Genomic DNA, 19,094 nt, shown 5'->3' with positions numbered 1-19,094 from the left:
AAGGCGAATTCTCGTGGCTCCGCATGAAGAATCCCGGCCCTTCGGTCTTGATCCGCTTGACGGTTTCCCAAGTCCCCATGTCGATCACCGACACCGTGCCGTCAGTCAGATGCGGCGTGGCCATAACGGTCGTATCGCCATGCTTCCACGTAATCCCCGAGCCTAGATGCGGCATCCCCGGCAAGTCCAGATCGGCCACCTTGTGCCCAATAACAAGGTCGATCACCTGTCCGCCCTTGCCATCGCGCGCGGCACCCATGACGTATTCATAGCTCTGATCGAAAAAGAAATCGTCCAGATAGTCGGGCGTTGTGATCTTGCGCACCGGGAAAGGATCGGGGTTCTTGAACTGCCCTTCGATGCGAAAGTCGTGACCCAGCCCGGATTGCGGCGGGTTGGCTCCGTAGAAGACCTCCCAGATCTCGGGAACATCCTTGAGCGCCAGAACAAAGCTCTCACGCGGGGGGGCCTGATACACCGCGGATACGCGGCTGGATTTTCCCGCTTTTCCTTTGATCGCAATGACTTTTGCCACCGACAGGTCTTCGGTCGACAGCAAGGTCAGACTGTTGGGCAAATAATTCGCAACGGCCAGCCACTTGCCGTCGCCGGACATTGCGATGTTACGGCTGTTAAGCCCTGCCCGTACGCGCCCCACCTGTTGCAGGGCCCAGATGTCGTATTTCTGAACCCAGCCATCCCGGGACATGATGAATACGTAACGCCCGTCCGGGCTGAACTTCGGCCCGCCGTGAACCGCGAAGGGTGTCTCGAACCGGTCCAGAACCTCAAACGTGTCACCGTCCAGCACACTGACATGATGATCCCCGGTTTCGACCACCAGGGTGATGTTCATCGGGTCACTTGACCACACTGGCGCCTCAACGGGGATGTAACCGTCATCCAGCGTGCGGCTGTTCATGATATGGGCCTCGCCCCATTCGGGGTCGGTTTCCAGCGGTGATTTTAGCCAGCCGGCCAGCTCTTCAATCTGCAAAGCGTCAAGTTCGTGCGAGAAAGCAGGCATTTGCGTCGCCGCGCGCCCTTCGGCTATTACCGCTGCGATGCGGGGCCCGCGCATGCGCTGGAGCGTCTCGGGGATCAAGGCCGGGCCGACGCCGCCCAAGCGGTTTTCACCGTGGCAGGACGCACAATGTTCAGCATAATCCGTTGGTGCATCCGCCCAGGCACCACTAGCGCCCAGCACAGAACACATCAACACGAGCTTCATCTTTTCAAAAATACTCCCGCCGGAGGCCCCCTTAGGTGTCTCTGGCGCCCATGTCGAAGGCTCAGAGCAGACGGAACTAAAAGAATTGATGCGCCGGATCATGGCTTTTCCCCCGGAACGGCGTAACCTGCAGACGCTCGCCTGCGTCGTCAACACCGATTTCTTCGTTTGTCAGGTAACAGGCCGGATCTTCGGCCCAGGGATCACCGGTCAGTTGCAGGGCTCGGATGCGGGTGTTGCCACCGCAGACATCCTTTAGCTCGCAAGCCCCACAGCGCCCTTTAAGGGGGCGCGGACGCGTGCGCAGCATAGCCAGCATCGGATCGTCGCTGGTCCAAAGCTCGGAAAACGATGTCGTCTTAACGTTGCCTACTGTGTAATCGGACCAGTACGTGTCAGGATGGACCCGGCCCAGATTATCGATATTGGCCACGCCCAAACCGCTGGAATTTCCTCCCCAAGCGGCCAGATGCTCGCGGACATGCGCGGCCTTGTCAGCGTCGAAATGCGTACGAATCCAGTTCAGGAAATACCCCGCATCTGCGTCATTGTTGCCGGTCACGATGTCCAGCGGGCGACCGCCCGAGGCAGCCTCCCACGCGCGCTCCAACAGCAGATCCATTCCCTTGCGGGTGCGCTGATGTTCGGCATCCTCGCCGCGGTTCTTGTCACCGCGCCCGGCATAAACCAGATGCGAAAGGTAGAACTTGTCGACGCCCTCGTCGTCGCATAGCTGAAGCAGGTCCGGCAGGTGATGCTGCGTGCCTTCGGTCAGGCAAAACCGCAAGCCAACCTTGATGCCGCGCCTCTTGCATTCACGCACACCGCGCAGGGCGTCTGCAAAAGCCCCTTCAACACCGCGGAACCAGTCATTCGTGGCCCCGATCCCATCCAACGAGATGCCAACATAGTTGAATCCGACATCGGCAATCATGTCGGCGGTCTCATCATGAATTCGTGTCCCGTTGGTCGACAGCGCCAGCATCGGCACAAGGTTTCGGGCACGTTTGGCAATGTCGAAGAAATCGAACCTGTCCAGTGGTTCCCCACCCGAGAGGATCAGGGCCGGGACGCGAAACTGGCCCAGATCCTCAAGGGTTACCATGGCTTGCTCGTGGCTGAGCTCGCCCGGGAACGCAACATCCGCCGAGACGGTATAGCAATGACGGCACTTCAGATTGCAGCGCCGCGTCAGGTTCCAGATCACCACCGGCTTCACAGGGCCGGGGCGGCGTTTTCGCACCGGGGTCGGTTTGACCAGCTGGTGCATGTATTCGGTCAGGCGAAACATCGTCTCAGCCTTTCTTTTTCAGGCGCAAACCGGTCTTTTTCAGGATGCGCGTGGAATAGAGGATATCCTTGGCCCGGCAGGCGTCACCCAAGATCGCAGTGATCTGGGCGCGTTTTTCCTCGACTTTATCCCGATCCGAACCGTGAACCATGGCAAACAGGTTATAGGGCCAGTCGGGCAAGGCGCGCGGGCGTTCATAGCAATGGGTGACAAAGGGTAGAGCACCGATCTGAGCGCCCAATTCGGCGATGCGGTCATCTTCGACATCCCAGACAGTCATGCCGTTCGAGGTCATTCCCAGCTTGTAGTGGTTAGGGGCGGCTGCGATGCGGCGGATTACGCCGCGTGCTTTGAGGGCTGACAGCCTCTCAAGCAGGTCGGCTTCCTGCATCCCCAGATCATCAGCAACCTGAGCATATGGGGCGGTAACCAGCGGCAATCCGCCCTGCAGTGCTTGGATAATCTGTCTGTCTGTTGCGTCGATCATGCCGCCACCCGAAAGCCGATGTAGAATTCCTGAAGTTTGGGGAAACAAAGAACCTCGATCCCCGTTTCCCGTTCGATTGCATCGGCTGCGGCCTCGATCCCTTCGGGCGTTTCCGTGGCCAAAACGAACCACATGTTCAGCCGGTGCGTACGTTCATAATTATGGGCGACCTCGGGATGTGCATTGACTTTGGTCAGGACCGCTTCGAATTCCCCAGCCGGAACGGCCATCGCACAGAGGCAAAAGGCACCGCCCATTGCTGCGGCATCGAAAAACGGCCCAAAACGTGTGATGACACGGGACTCTTTCATGCGTGTCAGGCGTGCCAGTAATTCGGCCTCGGTCAGGCCAAGTTCTTTGGCGACTGTTGCGTAAGGATGTGAAACCAGTGGCAGATCGTCCTGCATACGGTTCAGAATCGCACGGTCGGTTTGGTCCAGCGTCATGCGGCGACCTCCTTGGTTTGAATCAGCGCACCGGTCTGCTTGAAGCAGCGGGTTGAGAACAGAACCTTGTTCCGTGCACCCGTCAGTTCGGGCAAGGCCGTCGCACGGGCCAGTACGTCCAATGCTTCGCTGCGGGACCGCGCGTGGATCATGGAATACAGGCGATATGGCCACACACCGGGCACCGGGTTGCGCTCGTAACACAATGTCACACCGGGGAAAGCTGCCAAAGCGGGGCCGGCTGTGTCGATCTGCTCTGCTGGCAAGTCCCAGACAACCATCGCATTGGCGGACCAGCCAAGAGCCCGGTGACGTACGATGACGCCCAGCCGCGAAATGATACCGGCAGTATGCAACGCGATGACTCGCGCCATCACATCATCAACGTCCCGGTTCAGTGAATGTGCCAAATCTGCATAAGGTTCGGCGACCAGAGACAAACCCGAGCTCAGCGTCTGCAGCAGACACCGATCACCCTCGCGCATCGCAGACGCATCCACCTGACGTGCTGTGGGCACGGTTTTGACCCCGCCGATCATGCGGAACCCGAGATCAACGTTGAAAGGGCGCACCAGCCGCAAATCCAGAACACGCAGCCCGGTGACCCGGCTGATCCGTGTGAGGGTATCATCCACATGTGCCCGATCAGGGCCGGTTGCGACGAACCAGAGGTTCCAGGCGTCCTCGCGCTGATAATTGTGGTTTACACCCGGTTCGGCGTCGATCAGGGCGGCGACCTCCTCCAGCCGCTCCTCCGGGACGGAGACTGCCGCCAGCGTACTGGCCGTCACCACGCCGGGTGTAATGGTTGCGCCAACCCGCGTGATGCGGCCCGTGGTGCGCATTCTGGTCAGGCGGTGGATGACTTCGCTTTCGTCAAGCCCAACTGCGTTTCCAAGAACCTGAAACGGGCGTTCGATTACCGGGAAATCGCGCTGAAATTCATCCAGTAAGCGACGGTCGATCGGGTCTGTAATGTGTTGCATGACTTACAGACCCGTTTTGTGCGCACGCGCGGTAAAGAAGATGCCGGACGGGCTTTCGGCCTCGATCTCACGCAGTTTTTCGAAACTACGCGTGTCATAAACCATGACCTTGTTCGCATCGCGCACACTGATCCAGACTTCGTGCCCGCGTGGTGTGAACTCCATGTGCAAAACGGCCGGGCCGGGCTTGAACTCGTGAATTATCTGTTTGCTGACAGTATCGATGACCTGAATGGTATCGTTCAGCGGGTGGGCAAAGTTAACCCACACCTGTCGCCCGTCCGGGCGGGCCATGGCAAAGACCGGCTGTCCGTGGGTTTGTGTGCGTCCGGTCTCGGTCAGAGTGGCGGCGTCTACCCACAAAACCTCATGGTGGCCAACGGCGGGCAAGACGAATTCGGACCCTGTCAGCGCCCAACCTTCCAGATGGGGCATCTTGTAGACCGGCATTTCCTCCTGACCACGGCCATAGCCGGGCAGAACGCGGATCGGTTCCGGGTTGTCGGACCACAGGTCAAGCGCGGTCAGGCCATCCTCGCCAAACAGGCCGGCGATATAGGTGCGGCCATTGGCAGTGATCAGCGCGTCATAGGGGTTCTTGCCGATATCGGTGATCCTGGTGATCTCAGGCGCCCCCTGTGCAAAATCCGCGATCCATGTTTCGCCCGTGTCCCACATGGTGAAAACGAAGCGGCGGCCCGGCGCGTCGACCAGACCAATCGTTTTGCTGCCAGTGGGAATGTCAGCCACCATCTCCAGCGTTTGCGCATCAAACACGCGCACACCGCCGGGTTCGTAATTCGATACCGCCACAAGCGTACCATCGTCCGAGATCGCGCCGCCAATGGCGTTTCCGGACTGCACAACGCGGTTCACGATCTGGCGGGTGACAATGTCAACCTTGGTCAGGCCACCGTCGCGGCCAAAGACATAAGCAAAACGTTCATCCGGTGAATAGACCAACGAGGCGTGGGACAAGTCGCCCAATCCTTCTATCCGGGCCAGAGCGGCACGGTCGGACTGGTCCACCAACAGGACCGATCCGCTGGCACGTTCGATCACCAGCCCAAGGTCTCCTGTCGCCATCGGCTCGGCCTGGGCCGCGGTCATCATCAATGTCGCCGCAAGGCTGAGGATAAGGTATTTCATCGTGCCTCCTGTTCCAGCAGGTATCGGGCAATCCATTCGGCCTCTTCTTCGCTGATCAGAGGCCGCCACGGGGGCATCGCCGTATCGGGGATGCCGTCAAGGATGACGCCGGTCAAAACCTCGGCGTCATAATGCTCCAGTGTTTTCGAGCGCAGATCGGGCCCCAGGCCGCCTTTCAGCGACAGCCCATGGCACGAACCGCAATCCTGATGCACAAGTCTTTTCAGTGCGTTGGGATCAATAACATCGGCAGCAAAGGCGGACGTTGCAGCCAGAACCGCAGTTGTCAGAAAGGTTCGGGCGACCCACCCCGTGCGGCCAGGCACATTTCTGTTCGGCGCGGGGCACGGCACATGTTTTCTGCACCCCAGCTTAGCCATGGGCCCGTTCCAGAATGTCCGCCACGGGCTGTTCGGCATAAAGTGAAACAACCTTGCCGATGATGAAAAGCGTTGGCGCCTTCAGCCCGGAGGTGCGCACGTCGTTGGCCAATTGGTCCAGCCGTGAAACCAGGCGGCTTTCATCAGGTGTCGTTGCATTTCCGATGGCCAGAACCGGCGTCGATCCCGGCAGGTTTTCGGTCATCAGTCCCATGGCGATCTGGCCGATGTTGGCCACTCCCATATAGACCACCAGCGTCGTGTCTGGGTCGGCCAGGCGTTTCCAGTCCAGATCCAGCACTTTGTCTGCCTGCCGGTGTCCGGTGACATATTGAACCGAGGTGGCCAGACCGCGATGGGTCAGCGGCACGCCGGTCGAGCAGGACGCGCCCTGCGCCGCCGTTATCCCCGGTGCGTATTCGACCGCCACGCCATGGGCCATCAGATAAGCGGCTTCTTCCGAGCCGCGGCCAAAGATCATCGGATCGCCACCTTTCAGACGGGCGACCGTGTGACCTGCGCTGGCCTCTTCCAGAAGGATTTCGTTGATCCGGTCCTGTGGGACGGTGTGGCATTTGGGCGCTTTCCCAACAGGGATCAGCCGCGCGCCTTCGGCGTGCAGATTCAGGATGTCGGCAGACACCAGTCTGTCATAGACCACCACATCTGCTTCCTGCAGCATTCGCAGGGCACGCAGCGTCATTAGTTCAGGGTCGCCGGGGCCTGCACCTATCAGAAAAACCTTACCGCTCATGTTCAAACTCGCTGGGTCTGAATGTCTTCGAAACCCGGGGTTTCCTGCGCGAGTCCAATGCTTTTGCGGGACGTTGCTGGGTAGGCCGGGCGTGTCATGAGGGCAGATTGGCGCAATCGAAAACCAACCTCCTTGACATAAGTTAAGGAGCGCGGGATTTGCGCCCGCGCTCCGTTTTCAGCCTGTAGGAATAGCTCAGATCAGGGCTCGACAGTGATCATCCCGATCATGTTCTGTGTCTCCCAATGGGGCCCGCAGAGATAATCCTGAGGGCCCGGTGTCAGGAAGGTTATTTCAACCGTTTCTTCCGGGAACAGCCGGTCGCTTTCGGGTTCGCTGCCATCTTTGAGCAACACACTGTGGCTGGTGCGCTTGTCGACGTTCACCCATCGGACAGTTGTACCTGCCTTTACGGTCAGTTCGAACGGGCAGAAATTGTAGTTGTACATCAAAACCACCTTGGCGTCCTCGACCGAGGCCGAGGGGTGTCCGAACAGCTCGACATAACGCTCTTCGGCTTCAGCACAGATTTCGGCGGTTTCATCTGACCAGGCTGGCGCGGCAAGAAGCAGCAGCGCGGGAAGAAGGCGGTGGGGTTTCATGGTCCATGTCTCCTTTCCAAGGTGTTTGGGGCCGGGTGAACCGGCCCCAAACTGTTATTGCTTGACCACGTTGATAAGCGCGCTGTCATCATCCAGCGCAAGGCTGGTGTTCAGCGTCACGTGATGGAACCTTGCGTTGGCGAAATCGTCATGAATGGCAAAACCGACGGTATAGGTCCGGCCTGCCTCCAGTGGAATGTCGCCCGGCGCGCCCGAGTTCAGCGGACGTGTGAAGACAACAGTCCACACGCCACCTGACAGGTTTGCCGAGGCCGCGATCTCACCATCATTGACCACACGCTGTTCCAGCAGATAGCCATTTGTAGCGCTGCCGTCCGCGTAGACACGCATCAGGTCAAGATAGGTGCCATCAGCCAGATACTCTTCGATCTGTTCTGCGGCCTGCAACTTGTCCCAACCGCCCAAAGCCTTGCCGCCCCTGCCTTTGATTTCGATCTCGGTGCGGCTTTCGCTGAGGTACTTGGTCACGGTGTCCTGAGCGGTCAGGCGACCGGAAACATCCCCGTTTGCGGCAATTGCATCCGCCTCAGGCGCAAAGGGCATATAGGTGTTGTCGGCGTGGCACGACGCCCAGCACCCGACCTGATCGCCCAGCTCGATGCCGGTTCCGGTGATCATCATTGCGACCTTGATTTGGTTTTCGGGGTCCATTTTGCCGCCATCAACAAACGGAGCAGGGTTGTGCCCTGAATCCGGCCATTGCAGACGGATGTACAGGTTTTCGTCATCATGTGCCGCCTGAACGGTTGCGTCGATCACACCGCGTTTGCCGGGGATCGGAGTGGGTTCCAGCTCGCCACCAGCAACGATCTTGTTACCAATCGCATCCAGTTCCTTGGCATGACAGGTCGAACATTGATCGCCACCTTTGGTCAGCGGACGGGCCCCGCCATGGGTTTTTCCGTTCTGCACCCATTCAAAGGACGCCTGGCCTGGATAGAACAGTTTCAGTTCCGCACTGGCCACCGCATTCCATTCGATGTTGCCACCGACATCGCCGCTTTCACTGCCGGCAGGTGTTGTCGAACCATCGGTTGCAGCCGTTGCCCGCTCTTCCGCGACAGCCGCGTCAACTGCTGCCGCAATCTGGGCCTGAACGGCCTCCTGCTGGGCTTTCTTTGCAGCTTTCTCAGCCTCGGCCTCGGCAGCTTCCTTGGCTTCGATCCGCTCAAGACTGGCAAGGTATTCTGGCGGTATTTGTCGGATGAAGGCCGGATTTGGCGCCTCAAGCTCCTCCAGATACTCGTCGGTTGCGCGGTCTCGGATGTTCGAGTGGGCAATGCCCTTGTGGCAGTCGATACAGGTCTGACCGGTTTCCATTGCGTTCAGGTGCTGCTGACGCGCACGGGGACGCTGGAATTCGGGCATCATCGATTCAAAGTCATGGCAGTTTCGACATTCACGCGAGTCCGTCGATTTCATCCTCTCCCACTCATTCATGGCAAGATGAATGCGCTTGGCTTCAAATTTCTCGCGGGTGTTGATGGTGCCGACCATCTTTCCATAAAGCTCTTTCGAGGCTTTTATTTTGCGGATGATTTTGTGGGTCCAGTCCTTGGGTACGTGACAGTCCGAGCAGACCGCACCAACGCCCGACCGGTTCACGTCGTGGATCGTGCCCTGGTATTCCGCATAAACAAAATCTCGCATCTCGTGGCACGAGACACAGAATTCCTTGGTATTCGTGGCTTCCATGGCGGTGTTGAACCCACCCCAGAAGATGATGCCGGCGGCGAAAGCCGCAGCAATACCGGCCACGGGCATTCCCCACAGGAAATACCGGCGCCAGATCGGTTTTTTCTTATCCGGTTCGGAAGTCATATCCGGGCTCCGTTTTGGCTGTCTTTTCTGGCCTTAGGTGGCAGGCCGGTGAGTTTGGCGGATCTGTCAAACGAGGAAAGGGCGGGCGAGGGGCCCGCCCTTTCCGGTTTAGGTTGCGAACCCGTCAGGTGACGTGGTTCGACCGGTTGTAGACATTGAATTTGCCGGTCGGGGCGTAAAGTCCGTCAATCCGACCGATCTCTTCCAATGTCTTGGCGTCGAAGATCACAATCTGACCGTTGGGTTCCTTCGAGTCCGACAGGTTCCACTTGGAAACCCAGACCTCGGTACCATCGGCGTTGAATTCGAAGTGAACAGCGGCACTGCCTTCGTCTTCGGTGATCTGGATGGTTTTCACGATCTCGCCGGTCTCTTTCGAGATGACCTGAACCGATTGCTGAATTTCCGGCTCGGGGTGTTTGGTCTGATCAGCCCAGATGTAATCCGAGTTCGGGTGGGTGCGGACAAACAGGCCGGGGCCGTCGGTTTCCACCTCGTAACAGGTTTTCCAGGCCTGATCCGGATGACCTTCTGGGTCGTTGCCCCAGACTGTCACGGTACCGACACCCAGGTGGGTTGTGCCCGCCACAGGTCCGCAGTTTGGGTCAATCCAGTTCGCGCCCGGGCCGGGGTGCGGCAGGGCAGCGGTGTCGATCATCGCCTCAAGCTTGTGCGTTTCAGTATCGACAACGACCATCTTGTTCGATGCGTTAGCCGCGATTTGGAAGTACCGGCCTGTCGGGTCGAAGAACCCGTCATGCAGGAATTTGGCCGAGTTGATCTTGTCGATCCGCAAGTTGTCGAGGTCGGTGTAGTCAACCTGCCAGAGCTGCCCCAGCTCTTTCACGGCAACGATCCAGGTGGGTTCGTTCGGCGTGGTGTAGATAGCGGCCACACGGGCTTCTTCCACATACTCGCCATCTACGTTGGTGCCACGGGTCGATACGACTTTGACCGGCTCCATGGTCTGCGCGTCAACGATTGCAAAGTGAGGCGGCCAGTACCCACCGCCGATGACGTATTTGCCGTCACCGGACACGGCGACATCGCGCGCGTCATAGGCGATCTTGACTTCCGAAACCAGCATCTTGTCCGGCGTCTGCCAGAGGTCGATCTTGGTCATCTTGCCGTCACGGCCCATTGTATACCAGAAACGGCCCGGCGTTTCGGGTTCGGTGATGTTGTGATGCTCCGAAGCCTTCAGGACGTGCACGGCATAGCCGGTCGGAATATGCGTCAGCACTTCTTTCGTGTCGCCGTCAATGACTGCAACCTTGCCGACGTCACGTTCGATGACGACAAAGAAGTTTTCCCAGTTGCGGCCGTGCAGCGGTTCGGTCGGATAGTCCGCTTCTTCGACGTAGACCTTGCGGGTTGCCTTCATCTGTTCCAGCGACATTTCAGGCGGCTTTGGGGCCTCCATCATGATGTATGTCGCCATATCCTTGATTTCCTGCTCAGACATGATGTCCGAGAAGTTGTTCATCCCGCCTTCAGTTCCCCAGGCGATGATTTTCTCAAGGCGTTCCTGACCCAGTTTCAGGGTGCCGCCTTCGGTTACGGTGCCGTCGGCTGCGGTCTTCTTCCAATGCGGTTCCAGGTTTTTACCGGTAGCGCCTTTGCGCAAAACCCCGTGGCAGCCTGCACATTGTTCAAAGTACAGTTGTTTCGAAGCTTCAAAGGCTTCGTCGCTAAGTGTTGGCTCGTCGGCAAAAGCTGGAGCAGCGACGCTGCCCAACAACATTGCCAATCCGACCCCAAAAGCGCGGCCGGTCTTGTTGTAGCTGATTCCAAGTGACATGATCACTCTCCATTTGCGTGGTGAGGCAATGCGGAGACTGATCCATCACGGGATTGTCATCCTTGACCAAAGTCAACGGGCGCGGCGCTAACTTCGTTCTTTGGACAAAAACCAGGTGCAGATTTCAGCAATAAAACCTGTTTTTTTCGCACATGTTTTTGACGTCTTGATTTCGGTTAAGTGCCCCAATCCCGTCGGACAGTACTGCTTGTTGAAGGACGAGATGGGCCATGGAGAGCAGGCATGTCATCTGCAATATCGCGCATTTTCAGCGAAGGATTTCGGGTATTTTTCCTTTCCGCCGGTCTTTATGGCGTATTTGCTGGTGTCGCCTGGGGTATTTGGCTGGCCTCACTGGATGGGCTTTTACCTTATGACGAGCAAAGTTATGGAATGCCCCCGGTTATGTGGCATGCCCATGAGATGATTTTTGGCTATGCAACAGCAGCGCTGGGTGGGTTCTTTCTGACGGCAGTTCCGAACTGGACCGGGACGCCCGAAGTGCGGGCGCGTTTTGTCACGGTCGTAGCGCTGATCTGGATGGCGGGGCGGCTGGCTGTGTGGTTATCAGGGTCGCTCTCTCCGACTACCGTCGCAATTATCGACCTGAGCTTTGTTCCAATTCTTGTCCTGAAAATTGCCAGCCAGCTGGTACGCAGGCCCAAGCCACAGAACATGATATTTATTTATCTTCTGAGTTTGGTATGGGTGGCCAACCTGATGGTTCATCTGGAATGGATTGGACTCACCACAGACACGTTGAATACCGGGGTGCGCGCAGGGCTGCTGACCTTGTGTTCAATGATAGCGATACTGGGGGGGCGTATCACTCCAGCCTTTACGCGCAATGCAATGAAACGCGACGGTGTGCCCGAAGCCCTGTGGCCGGTTTCAAACGCGGTGCTGGAAAAGGCCGTGATGGCGCTTGCCCTTATGCTGCCGTTGTTGGTGCTGACCTTGGGTAGTGTTTCCTTGGCGGGTATCTGCGCGTTGCTGTTGGGCGGCGCCCAACTGATGCGCATGGCACGGTGGAGAGCGGGTTGGGCGCTGCGGCAGCCGATCCTGATTGCTTTGCACCTGGGCCTGATGATGCTGGCCCTTGGGTTGTTGCTGTGGGGGTCTGCCGTCGTCGGATATGGTAATGAGATCGGCGCGCTTCACATTTTGGGGATCGGGTGCGTTGGTGGCATGACCCTTGCCGTCATGAGCCGCGCCGCCCTTGGCCACAGCGGCCGGCCCCTTGTTGCACCGTCGCCAATGGCGGTCGGATATGGGCTGATGGCGGCGGCGGCTTTGGTCCGCTGGTTGGGGTCCGGGCTGGCAGGTGGATATATGACGGCCATGCTGACGGCTGACGGGTTATGGATTGCCGCAATCGGGTTGTACCTGTTTGCCATGTGGCCTGCGCTGACAGGGCCGCGCGCAGCGAAGCACGGCTGACACGGAACCTTAACCGCGTATTGCTATTCAGAATATCAAGGGGCGTTCGTTCTTTACATGGCGGGACACGAGCGCACGCGCGCGTCTTCCGTTTTCAGGTATGTGCCGCACAGCTTGAGGAACGTACCTTGGGGTCTCAAGTTCCGGAAACAGGTCGAAGATTTCCGCCCTTGCTTCTGGGGGAACGCTGGACAGAGCCTGTGCGCCGACAAAAAGGCTTTCTGACTGGGCACCTTCTGCGTAGATGATTTCATGGCGGTCGAACAAAAGATGGAAATATGTGACTGACACGGTGTCATCTGCAACGCTGATACCAGGGCTGGCGGCAAGAATACGAGCGGGGACCAGGATTTCCTCTGCGTCAAACATTCTGACGGCGATTCGGGATCGAACCAGCATGCGGTGCTGTGGCGAAACAAGCAGGTCGCGTTTTGGCAAGTCACACCCCAAGGCCCCGGCCTTGATGAGGATTGGAAGCAGCTTGGGTTTTTTCACCAGCTCTTCATGCGATAGGTTTCGCGTTCCGATCCAACGTATGTGTTGCGGTCCATTGTCCGCAGTGACGACCATGTCACCCACCTTCAGATCCTCGATGGGCATCGGACCTTCTGGCGTCATGATAAGTGTTCCGGCAGCAAAGCACGGCACGTCAATGATGGCAGCAGGGTCAGTTGTGTCGGGCGCATTGGTCGGCGTGACATTCACGATGTTCATCGAGTAGGTCGTGCCGGGCACAAGAGGTTCAGAGGTAATATAGCCGCCCAATATGCCGTCAACTTCGACGCGATATACAGTAATTGTGCCTCCGCCTGGTTTGGACAGCACGTACGATTCTTCTAAGTATATTGGGCCGCTTAAAAAGGTGGTCGAACCATCGAGGGTGGTGATAGTACCGGTCTGCGTCAGGTCATCGCCGTCTTCGTCGTCAAAGCGGTCACCGTTGAAAACATCCCCTGTATCGACAACAGGTGCTCCACCTCCGTTTTGAATAAAACCACCGGCTGCGTCAGTCACACTAAACAAACGACGATCCGTGTCGGGATCAAAATTGACATCCAACGTAACCGTGTCCGGCCCAATCGTATTCACCGTGATTACAGCAGGGGTATAACCGATATAGGAATAGTTCGCCATTTTCACCCATCAATCTTTGAAACGGAATTTTTCACCATTTTCTCAGGTGGTTGAATAGGTTCTTCATGTCAAAAAGTCGACGCGAAAGTGTTCACAATTGCCTCAGATTTAAAGGCAACCCCAAGGTCATTTCGTTATTTTAGCTGTTTGCGGATGTCTGATCTCGTTCCTGAGGATACTTTAGAAGTCTTGACTTTCGTTAAGGCAGCCCTGTGACCCGCACGTCATGTTGCCTGTACTAGCTAATCTGCGCAAAGGAGAGCGCGATGCGAGAAGTCATGACAAAGAGCATGGCTCGCAATATTTTCTATGGCGGGTCACTGTTCTTCATCCTCATCTTTCTGGCTCTATCAGCCCATTCACACCTGTATATCGTCAATTCTGAAAATGCCGCGAAGCTCGACGAAAGTGTGGTTCGGGGTAAACATGTTTGGGAAAAACACGCCTGTATCAACTGTCACACGATCCTTGGTGAAGGGGCGTACTTTGCCCCTGAGGTCGGCAATGTGATGACACGTTGGGGCGTGTTGGACGACCCGGAATCGGCCTTTGAATCCCTCAAGGGCTGGATGGAGGCACAACCCACCGGCATTCCCGGTCGTCGGCAGATGCCGCAATTCAACCTCAGCGACGAAGAGATCCGGGATCTGACCAACTTCCTGATCTGGACGGACAATATCGACGCTCAGGACTGGCCGCCCAACGAGGCTGGCTGAGAAGGGGAATGGAGCAATGAAATACGAATCCCAAAAAATCGCCTATGCCTACTTTGCGGTAGCCATGGCACTGTTCGCGATACAGGTGATCGGCGGCCTGCTGGCCGGCTTCATCTATGTATTCCCGAACTTCCTGAGCGAGCTTCTGCCGTTCAACATCGTGCGGATGCTGCACACCAACGCGCTGATCGTCTGGTTGATACTGGGCTTCTTCGGTGCAGCCTACTTCCTTATTCCGGAAGAAGCCGAGCGTGAAATCCATTCGCCCAAGTTGGCTTATCTGCAGCTGATCATCCTTGTGGTCGGTACGTTGGGCGTGGTTCTGACCTATGTCTTCAACCTGTTCGAAGGCAACTGGCTGCTGGGCAAAGAAGGGCGCGAGTTCCTTGAGCAACCCAAATGGGTCAAGGCCGGTATCGTCGTCGCCGCGCTGATGTTCCTTTACAACGTGTCGATGACCGTTCTGAAGGGCAAGAAGACTGCAATCACCAATATCCTGTTGTTGGGCCTGTGGGGTCTGGCGCTGCTGTTCCTGTTTGCCTTCTACAACCCGGGCAACCTGTCCCTGGACAAGCAATACTGGTGGTATGTTGTCCACCTGTGGGTCGAAGGTGTGTGGGAACTGATCATGGCCTCAATTCTGGCCTACCTGATGCTGAAGCTGACTGGTGTGGACCGTGAGGTGGTTGAAAAATGGCTCTATGTCATTGTCGCCGCCGCGCTGTTCTCGGGCATTCTTGGAACAGGTCACCACTACTATTGGATCGGTACCCCCGGTTACTGGCAGTGGATTGGGTCGATCTTCTCAAGCCTCGAGGTGATCCCGTTCTTCGCAATGATGGCCTTTGCCTTCGTCATGGTCTGGAAGGGCCGTCGTGACCATCCCAACAAGGCCGCTCTGCTATGGTCTCTGGGATGTGCAACGCTTGCCTTCTTTGGTGCCGGCGTCTGGGGCTTCCTGCATACGCTGCACGGGGTGAACTATTATACCCACGGCACACAGATCACTGCGGCCCACGGTCACCTGGCCTTCTACGGTGCCTATGTCTGCCTCAACCTGGCGATCTTCAGCTATGCGATGCCGATCCTCAAGAACCGTGATCCTTACAATCAGGTGCTGAACATGGGATCGTTCTGGCTGATGACCAGCGGTATGGTCTTTATGACCTTCGTGCTGACCTTCGGCGGAACCGTGCAGACGCACATGCAACGTGTGGTCGGAGATTACTTCATGGACGTACAAGACCAGATCGCAATCTTCTACTGGATGCGTCTGGGTTCCGGTATCGTCGTGGTCCTTGGTGCGCTGCTGTTCATCTATTCGATCTGGGTTCCCCGGAAAGAAGTTATTGAACCCGGCGCCGCTGAAACCCCCGCGGAGTAATGGATATGGATGGCTCCATAAAACTGAAAGAGGGGGCGGCAAACGCCCCCTTCTACCTGCCCCAAGGCGATGAATGCGATGTGTTCACCGCGGCTTATAACAACGACTTGCCAGTTCTGCTGAAAGGTCCGACGGGCTGCGGAAAGACCCGCTTTGTGGCCCACATGGCCGCAAAACTTGGCCGCCCGCTTTATACCGTCGCCTGCCATGATGATCTGGCGGCTGCCGACCTGATTGGCCGTTATCTGCTGAAAGGCGGGGAAACCGTCTGGGTCGATGGCCCGCTCACCCGCGCAGTGCGCGAAGGGGCGATTTGCTACCTTGACGAGGTGGTCGAGGCCCGTAAAGACGTCACTGTCGTTCTGCACCCGCTGACCGATGACCGGCGCATCCTGCCAATCGACCGCACCGGCGAAGAGCTTGAGGCCGCACCTGGCTTCATGCTGGTGGCGTCGTACAACCCCGGTTACCAGAATATCCTGAAAACCCTGAAACCTTCGACTCGGCAACGCTTCATCTCTTTGGAGTTCGATTTCCCGTCCGCGCAGATGGAAGCCGAAGTGGTTGCACAGGAAAGCGGTCTGCCGCTGGAACGTTGCAAGCCGCTGGTGCGGCTGGCGGGTAAGTTGCGCGGGCTCAAGGGTCAGGATCTTGAGGAAGGTGTTTCCACCCGACTGGTTGTTTATGCCGCGACACTGATCGCACAAGGCATGTCCACCGACCGTGCCATCCTTGCCGCCATGATCGAACCTCTGACAGATGACGAGGATATCAAACGCGGGCTCCTCGATCTTGTTACGGCTGTCTTTGGGTGAGGCCGGCCGATGGTCAAGATCGATTTTGAGCCATGGGAACCCGAAGAAACGATCGGGAAACTGTGGCACACCCTTGCCAGCCGCCTCGATGCACCCCTGGTGCACGATGGAGCCGCGGTCGACCTCTCTGAGGTCGCGGGGCGGCTGGCCGTCCTCTTTCGAGGGCTGGGCGGTGGTCCGGGCGTAGAATTGCGCCCGGTCTCGCCCGAGGTTTCACACCACCGTCTGGGTTGGCGTCGTCGTCTGGCGACAGAGGCAGAACTGATGCCACGCGCCTCGTTCGACGGTGAAGTTCTGCGCCTACCGGACCGGCTGGCGGTTTTTCCAGCCCGCGAAGCAAACGGCGCGCTGTATGTCTGGCTGGCCGCTGCGGCTGCCCATGCCGGAACGCGAATTGATGAAGACGATCCGCTGCGCGCCGACTTGCGCGCGCTGATCGCCGCGCAGAGCATGGTTGATGCGACCCTGGACGACGCCCCCGGCCTGCGCCCGCTATATACCGAGCTTTGCAAGGGCGTGCTGCATCAGCGCGATATCCCCAACTTGCCACCGGTTGAGGCGGCAGTCGAAGAACTTATCCAACATAGGCTGGGTGACCCTCAACCGCTGTCGGCGAAAGCCGAGCAGCTTCTGACACTGGACGAGGACCTGATCGCCCCCCGCGGCTATCAGCCTATGCGCCCGGTTCCCCTATGGCCCGAACTGCGCGCGGTTGGCTTTTCCGAACATAACGAGGTGGAAAACCCCGAAACCGAAGGTCCGCCCGAGGAATCCGGCGAGAAAACCCACCGCGCCCGCCGTCGCAAATCGGATCAAGCCGAGCGCAGCGACAGTTTCATCCTGCACAAGTTCGAAGCCATCCTCAGCTGGGCCGAGTTCCTGAACATCAACCGCCGCATCGACGATGACGATCCCGACAACGCCAAGAAAGCGGCCGATGATCAGGAAGAGATTGGCCTGGGTCAGATATCAAAAGCCCCCCCAACGCGGCTGAAGCTGCACCTTGATCTGGCACCCGAGGATGTGAACCGCGAGCGTCTGTCCGGCCGCATCCTCTATCCCGAATGGGACGTGCGCTCGGGCCGGTATCTGCCAGATCACGTCAACGTCCTGCTGTCGGATGCAGATATCCGCGACGATGCTGCCGCGTTTGGCAAGGACCCAGCCACCGCTCGCCGCATCCGCGCGGTCAAACGCCAGTTCGAGGCGCTGCGCCCCGGTCGTGTGATGACACGCGGCCATCTTGATGGTGACCAGCTGGATATCGAAGCCGCCGTGCGTGCCGAAACTGACCGCATGGCCAGTGGCGAAAGCAACGACCGCATTTGGCAACAATCCCGCCCCGAGGCGCGCGACCTGGCAGTCTCGATCCTGCTGGATGTCAGCCGTTCCACTGAAAGTGCCGTAACCGGTCGCGCCGTGATCGACATTGAACGTGAAGCTCTGGCCGCTTTGGCCTGGGGCCTGAACGCCTGCGGCGACGATTTCGCCATTCATGCCTTCAGTTCGCTGAAACGTCAGCGCGTCTATATCCAGCGATGCAAACGGTTTGATGAACCGATGGGTGCCAAAGTTGAACAACGTATCGCATCGCTGCGACCCGGTCATTACACACGACTTGGGGCCGCGATCCGCCACTGTTCAAAGGATCTGGCAAGCCAGACCCGCAAACGCCGCCTGTTGCTGGTGATCACCGATGGCAAACCCAATGACCTTGACCATTACGAAGGGCGCCACGGTATTGAAGACACCTGCATGGCCGTGCGCGAAGCACGCCGCGCCGGGCAATCGGTTTTTGGCGTTACCATCGACAAAACTGGCAAAAGCTGGTTCCCGCGCATGTTCGGACAGGGTGGGTTTGCGGTTATCCCTGACCCACACCGCCTGACCATGGCCCTACCGCAGATCTACCGCCAACTGGTCGGAGCATGAGCGAAACCTCTTTCATCGACGAGCTTCCGGGCGAATTGCTGATGTGGGTTCTGATTATCAGTGAGCTGCTGGTTTTTGGTGCCGGGCTGATCGCGTTCATGGGCGTTCGCCTGACCGACCCCGCAGGCTTTGCCGAGGCGCAGTCGCATCTTTATCGAACAGGGGCAGCCTTCAATACTGCAATACTGGTCACATCTGGTTATCTGGCCGCACAGGCCCTGAACTGGCGCCGCGCAGCATTCCGGTTCAAGGCCAGGCTGGCCCTGACAGGTGCGGCTGTACTTGGGATTGCATTCCTGGTTGTCAAAAGCGTGGAATACGCTGGAAAGGCGGGGCAAGGCATTACCTATGAAACCCACCCGTTTTTCATGTTCTACTACCTGTTGACGGGGTTTCACGCGGCGCATGTTCTGGCCGGGGTGGGTATCCTGTTGCTGGTCGCGTGGCGCGATGATCCTCGTAACATCGAAGCGGGCGCACAGTTCTGGCACATGGTCGATCTGGTCTGGATCCTGCTGTTTCCCGTGATTTATCTTCTGGGATAACCAAGATGTCGGCAATTTCATCTTTTGCTAAATACTCCCGCCGGAGGCGTCCGAACTCGCTCACCAGCGCATGGCTGGTGCTTCTGGCACTCAGTCTAGCCTCAACGCTTTTGACCCTGATGAAAACGCCTGGCGGACTCATTGCAGGTGGTATCCTGC

At 57.9% G+C, this 19,094-nt stretch carries 18 protein-coding genes; 6 read left to right on the top strand and 12 right to left on the bottom strand.

The features are described 5' to 3' along the window. From AC2FNC_RS16645 to AC2FNC_RS16595, 11 genes are all read right to left on the bottom strand, one after another. On the bottom strand, positions 1 to 1,231 hold a 1,231-nt coding region (locus AC2FNC_RS16645), incomplete at its 3' end, for a cytochrome D1 domain-containing protein (RefSeq protein WP_496715976.1). 76 nt (positions 1,232 to 1,307) lie between these two features. Then, positions 1,308 to 2,522, bottom strand: a complete 1,215-nt coding sequence (nirJ, locus tag AC2FNC_RS16640; RefSeq protein WP_496715975.1) for a heme d1 biosynthesis radical SAM protein NirJ — start codon at positions 2,520 to 2,522, stop codon at positions 1,308 to 1,310. Positions 2,523 to 2,526: 4 nt separating this feature from the next. Further along, the gene (gene ahbB / locus AC2FNC_RS16635; protein ID WP_496715974.1) at positions 2,527 to 3,009 is read right to left on the bottom strand and encodes a siroheme decarboxylase subunit beta; all 483 of its coding nucleotides are present in this window, start codon (positions 3,007 to 3,009) and stop codon (positions 2,527 to 2,529) included. Then, positions 3,006 to 3,455, bottom strand: a complete 450-nt coding sequence (locus AC2FNC_RS16630) for an Lrp/AsnC family transcriptional regulator (protein WP_480520488.1) — start codon at positions 3,453 to 3,455, stop codon at positions 3,006 to 3,008. The genes ahbB (AC2FNC_RS16635) and AC2FNC_RS16630 overlap by 4 nt, the downstream gene beginning before the upstream one ends. Next, positions 3,452 to 4,441, bottom strand: coding sequence for a siroheme decarboxylase subunit beta (gene ahbB / locus AC2FNC_RS16625; RefSeq protein ID WP_480520490.1), 990 nt, complete (start codon positions 4,439 to 4,441; stop codon positions 3,452 to 3,454). The genes AC2FNC_RS16630 and ahbB (AC2FNC_RS16625) overlap by 4 nt, the downstream gene beginning before the upstream one ends. A 3-nt stretch (positions 4,442 to 4,444) precedes the next feature. Continuing rightward, entirely contained in the window at positions 4,445 to 5,590 is a 1,146-nt protein-coding gene (locus AC2FNC_RS16620; RefSeq protein ID WP_480555372.1) for a cytochrome D1 domain-containing protein, read from the bottom strand. Beyond that, positions 5,587 to 5,916, bottom strand: a complete 330-nt coding sequence (locus AC2FNC_RS16615; RefSeq protein ID WP_480477375.1) for a c-type cytochrome — start codon at positions 5,914 to 5,916, stop codon at positions 5,587 to 5,589. The genes AC2FNC_RS16620 and AC2FNC_RS16615 overlap by 4 nt, the downstream gene beginning before the upstream one ends. 46 nt (positions 5,917 to 5,962) lie before the next feature. Next, positions 5,963 to 6,724: a uroporphyrinogen-III C-methyltransferase gene (cobA, locus tag AC2FNC_RS16610; protein ID WP_480555371.1), complete on the bottom strand. Its 762-nt coding sequence runs from the start codon at positions 6,722 to 6,724 to the stop codon at positions 5,963 to 5,965. A 200-nt stretch (positions 6,725 to 6,924) separates the two neighbouring features. After that, entirely contained in the window at positions 6,925 to 7,326 is a 402-nt protein-coding gene (locus AC2FNC_RS16605; protein ID WP_480520494.1) for a cupredoxin domain-containing protein, read from the bottom strand. Positions 7,327 to 7,380: 54 nt separating this feature from the next. Beyond that, on the bottom strand, positions 7,381 to 9,168 hold the full coding sequence (locus tag AC2FNC_RS16600) for a NapC/NirT family cytochrome c (RefSeq protein ID WP_496715973.1): 1,788 nt from the start codon (positions 9,166 to 9,168) through the stop codon (positions 7,381 to 7,383). A 124-nt stretch (positions 9,169 to 9,292) separates the two neighbouring features. After that, positions 9,293 to 10,969, bottom strand: coding sequence for a cytochrome D1 domain-containing protein (locus AC2FNC_RS16595; RefSeq protein ID WP_480477367.1), 1,677 nt, complete (start codon positions 10,967 to 10,969; stop codon positions 9,293 to 9,295). Between the two features lie 243 nt (positions 10,970 to 11,212). Between AC2FNC_RS16595 and AC2FNC_RS16590 the strand changes: the two genes are divergently transcribed. Next, on the top strand, positions 11,213 to 12,409 hold the full coding sequence (locus AC2FNC_RS16590; RefSeq protein WP_496715972.1) for an NnrS family protein: 1,197 nt from the start codon (positions 11,213 to 11,215) through the stop codon (positions 12,407 to 12,409). Positions 12,410 to 12,436: 27 nt separating this feature from the next. Here AC2FNC_RS16590 and AC2FNC_RS16585 read toward each other — a convergent pair whose 3' ends face one another. Beyond that, positions 12,437 to 13,543, bottom strand: a complete 1,107-nt coding sequence (locus AC2FNC_RS16585; protein WP_496715978.1) for a Hint domain-containing protein — start codon at positions 13,541 to 13,543, stop codon at positions 12,437 to 12,439. A gap of 266 nt (positions 13,544 to 13,809) precedes the next feature. On the opposite strand from AC2FNC_RS16585, the gene AC2FNC_RS16580 reads away from it, so the two are divergent. Genes AC2FNC_RS16580 through AC2FNC_RS16560 form a run of 5 tightly spaced genes read left to right on the top strand, consistent with a single transcriptional unit; the run spans position 13,810 to position 18,935 of the window. Continuing rightward, entirely contained in the window at positions 13,810 to 14,259 is a 450-nt protein-coding gene (locus tag AC2FNC_RS16580) for a c-type cytochrome (protein ID WP_209597154.1), read from the top strand. Positions 14,260 to 14,275: 16 nt separating this feature from the next. Next, positions 14,276 to 15,643, top strand: a complete 1,368-nt coding sequence (locus AC2FNC_RS16575) for a cbb3-type cytochrome c oxidase subunit I (RefSeq protein ID WP_480477361.1) — start codon at positions 14,276 to 14,278, stop codon at positions 15,641 to 15,643. A 5-nt stretch (positions 15,644 to 15,648) separates the two neighbouring features. Further along, positions 15,649 to 16,458, top strand: a complete 810-nt coding sequence (locus AC2FNC_RS16570) for a CbbQ/NirQ/NorQ/GpvN family protein (RefSeq protein WP_480477359.1) — start codon at positions 15,649 to 15,651, stop codon at positions 16,456 to 16,458. Between the two features lie 9 nt (positions 16,459 to 16,467). Beyond that, positions 16,468 to 18,390, top strand: a complete 1,923-nt coding sequence (locus tag AC2FNC_RS16565) for a nitric oxide reductase activation protein NorD (RefSeq protein WP_480520500.1) — start codon at positions 16,468 to 16,470, stop codon at positions 18,388 to 18,390. Next, a complete protein-coding gene (locus AC2FNC_RS16560; protein ID WP_480477355.1) occupies positions 18,387 to 18,935 on the top strand; it encodes a cytochrome c oxidase subunit 3 in 549 nt (182 codons plus the stop codon). The genes AC2FNC_RS16565 and AC2FNC_RS16560 overlap by 4 nt, the downstream gene beginning before the upstream one ends. Positions 18,936 to 19,094 lie beyond the last annotated feature (159 nt).

Source organism: Ruegeria sp. BHSA123 (assembly GCF_059613425.1).
This window is presented reverse-complemented; position numbering and strand designations above follow the sequence as displayed.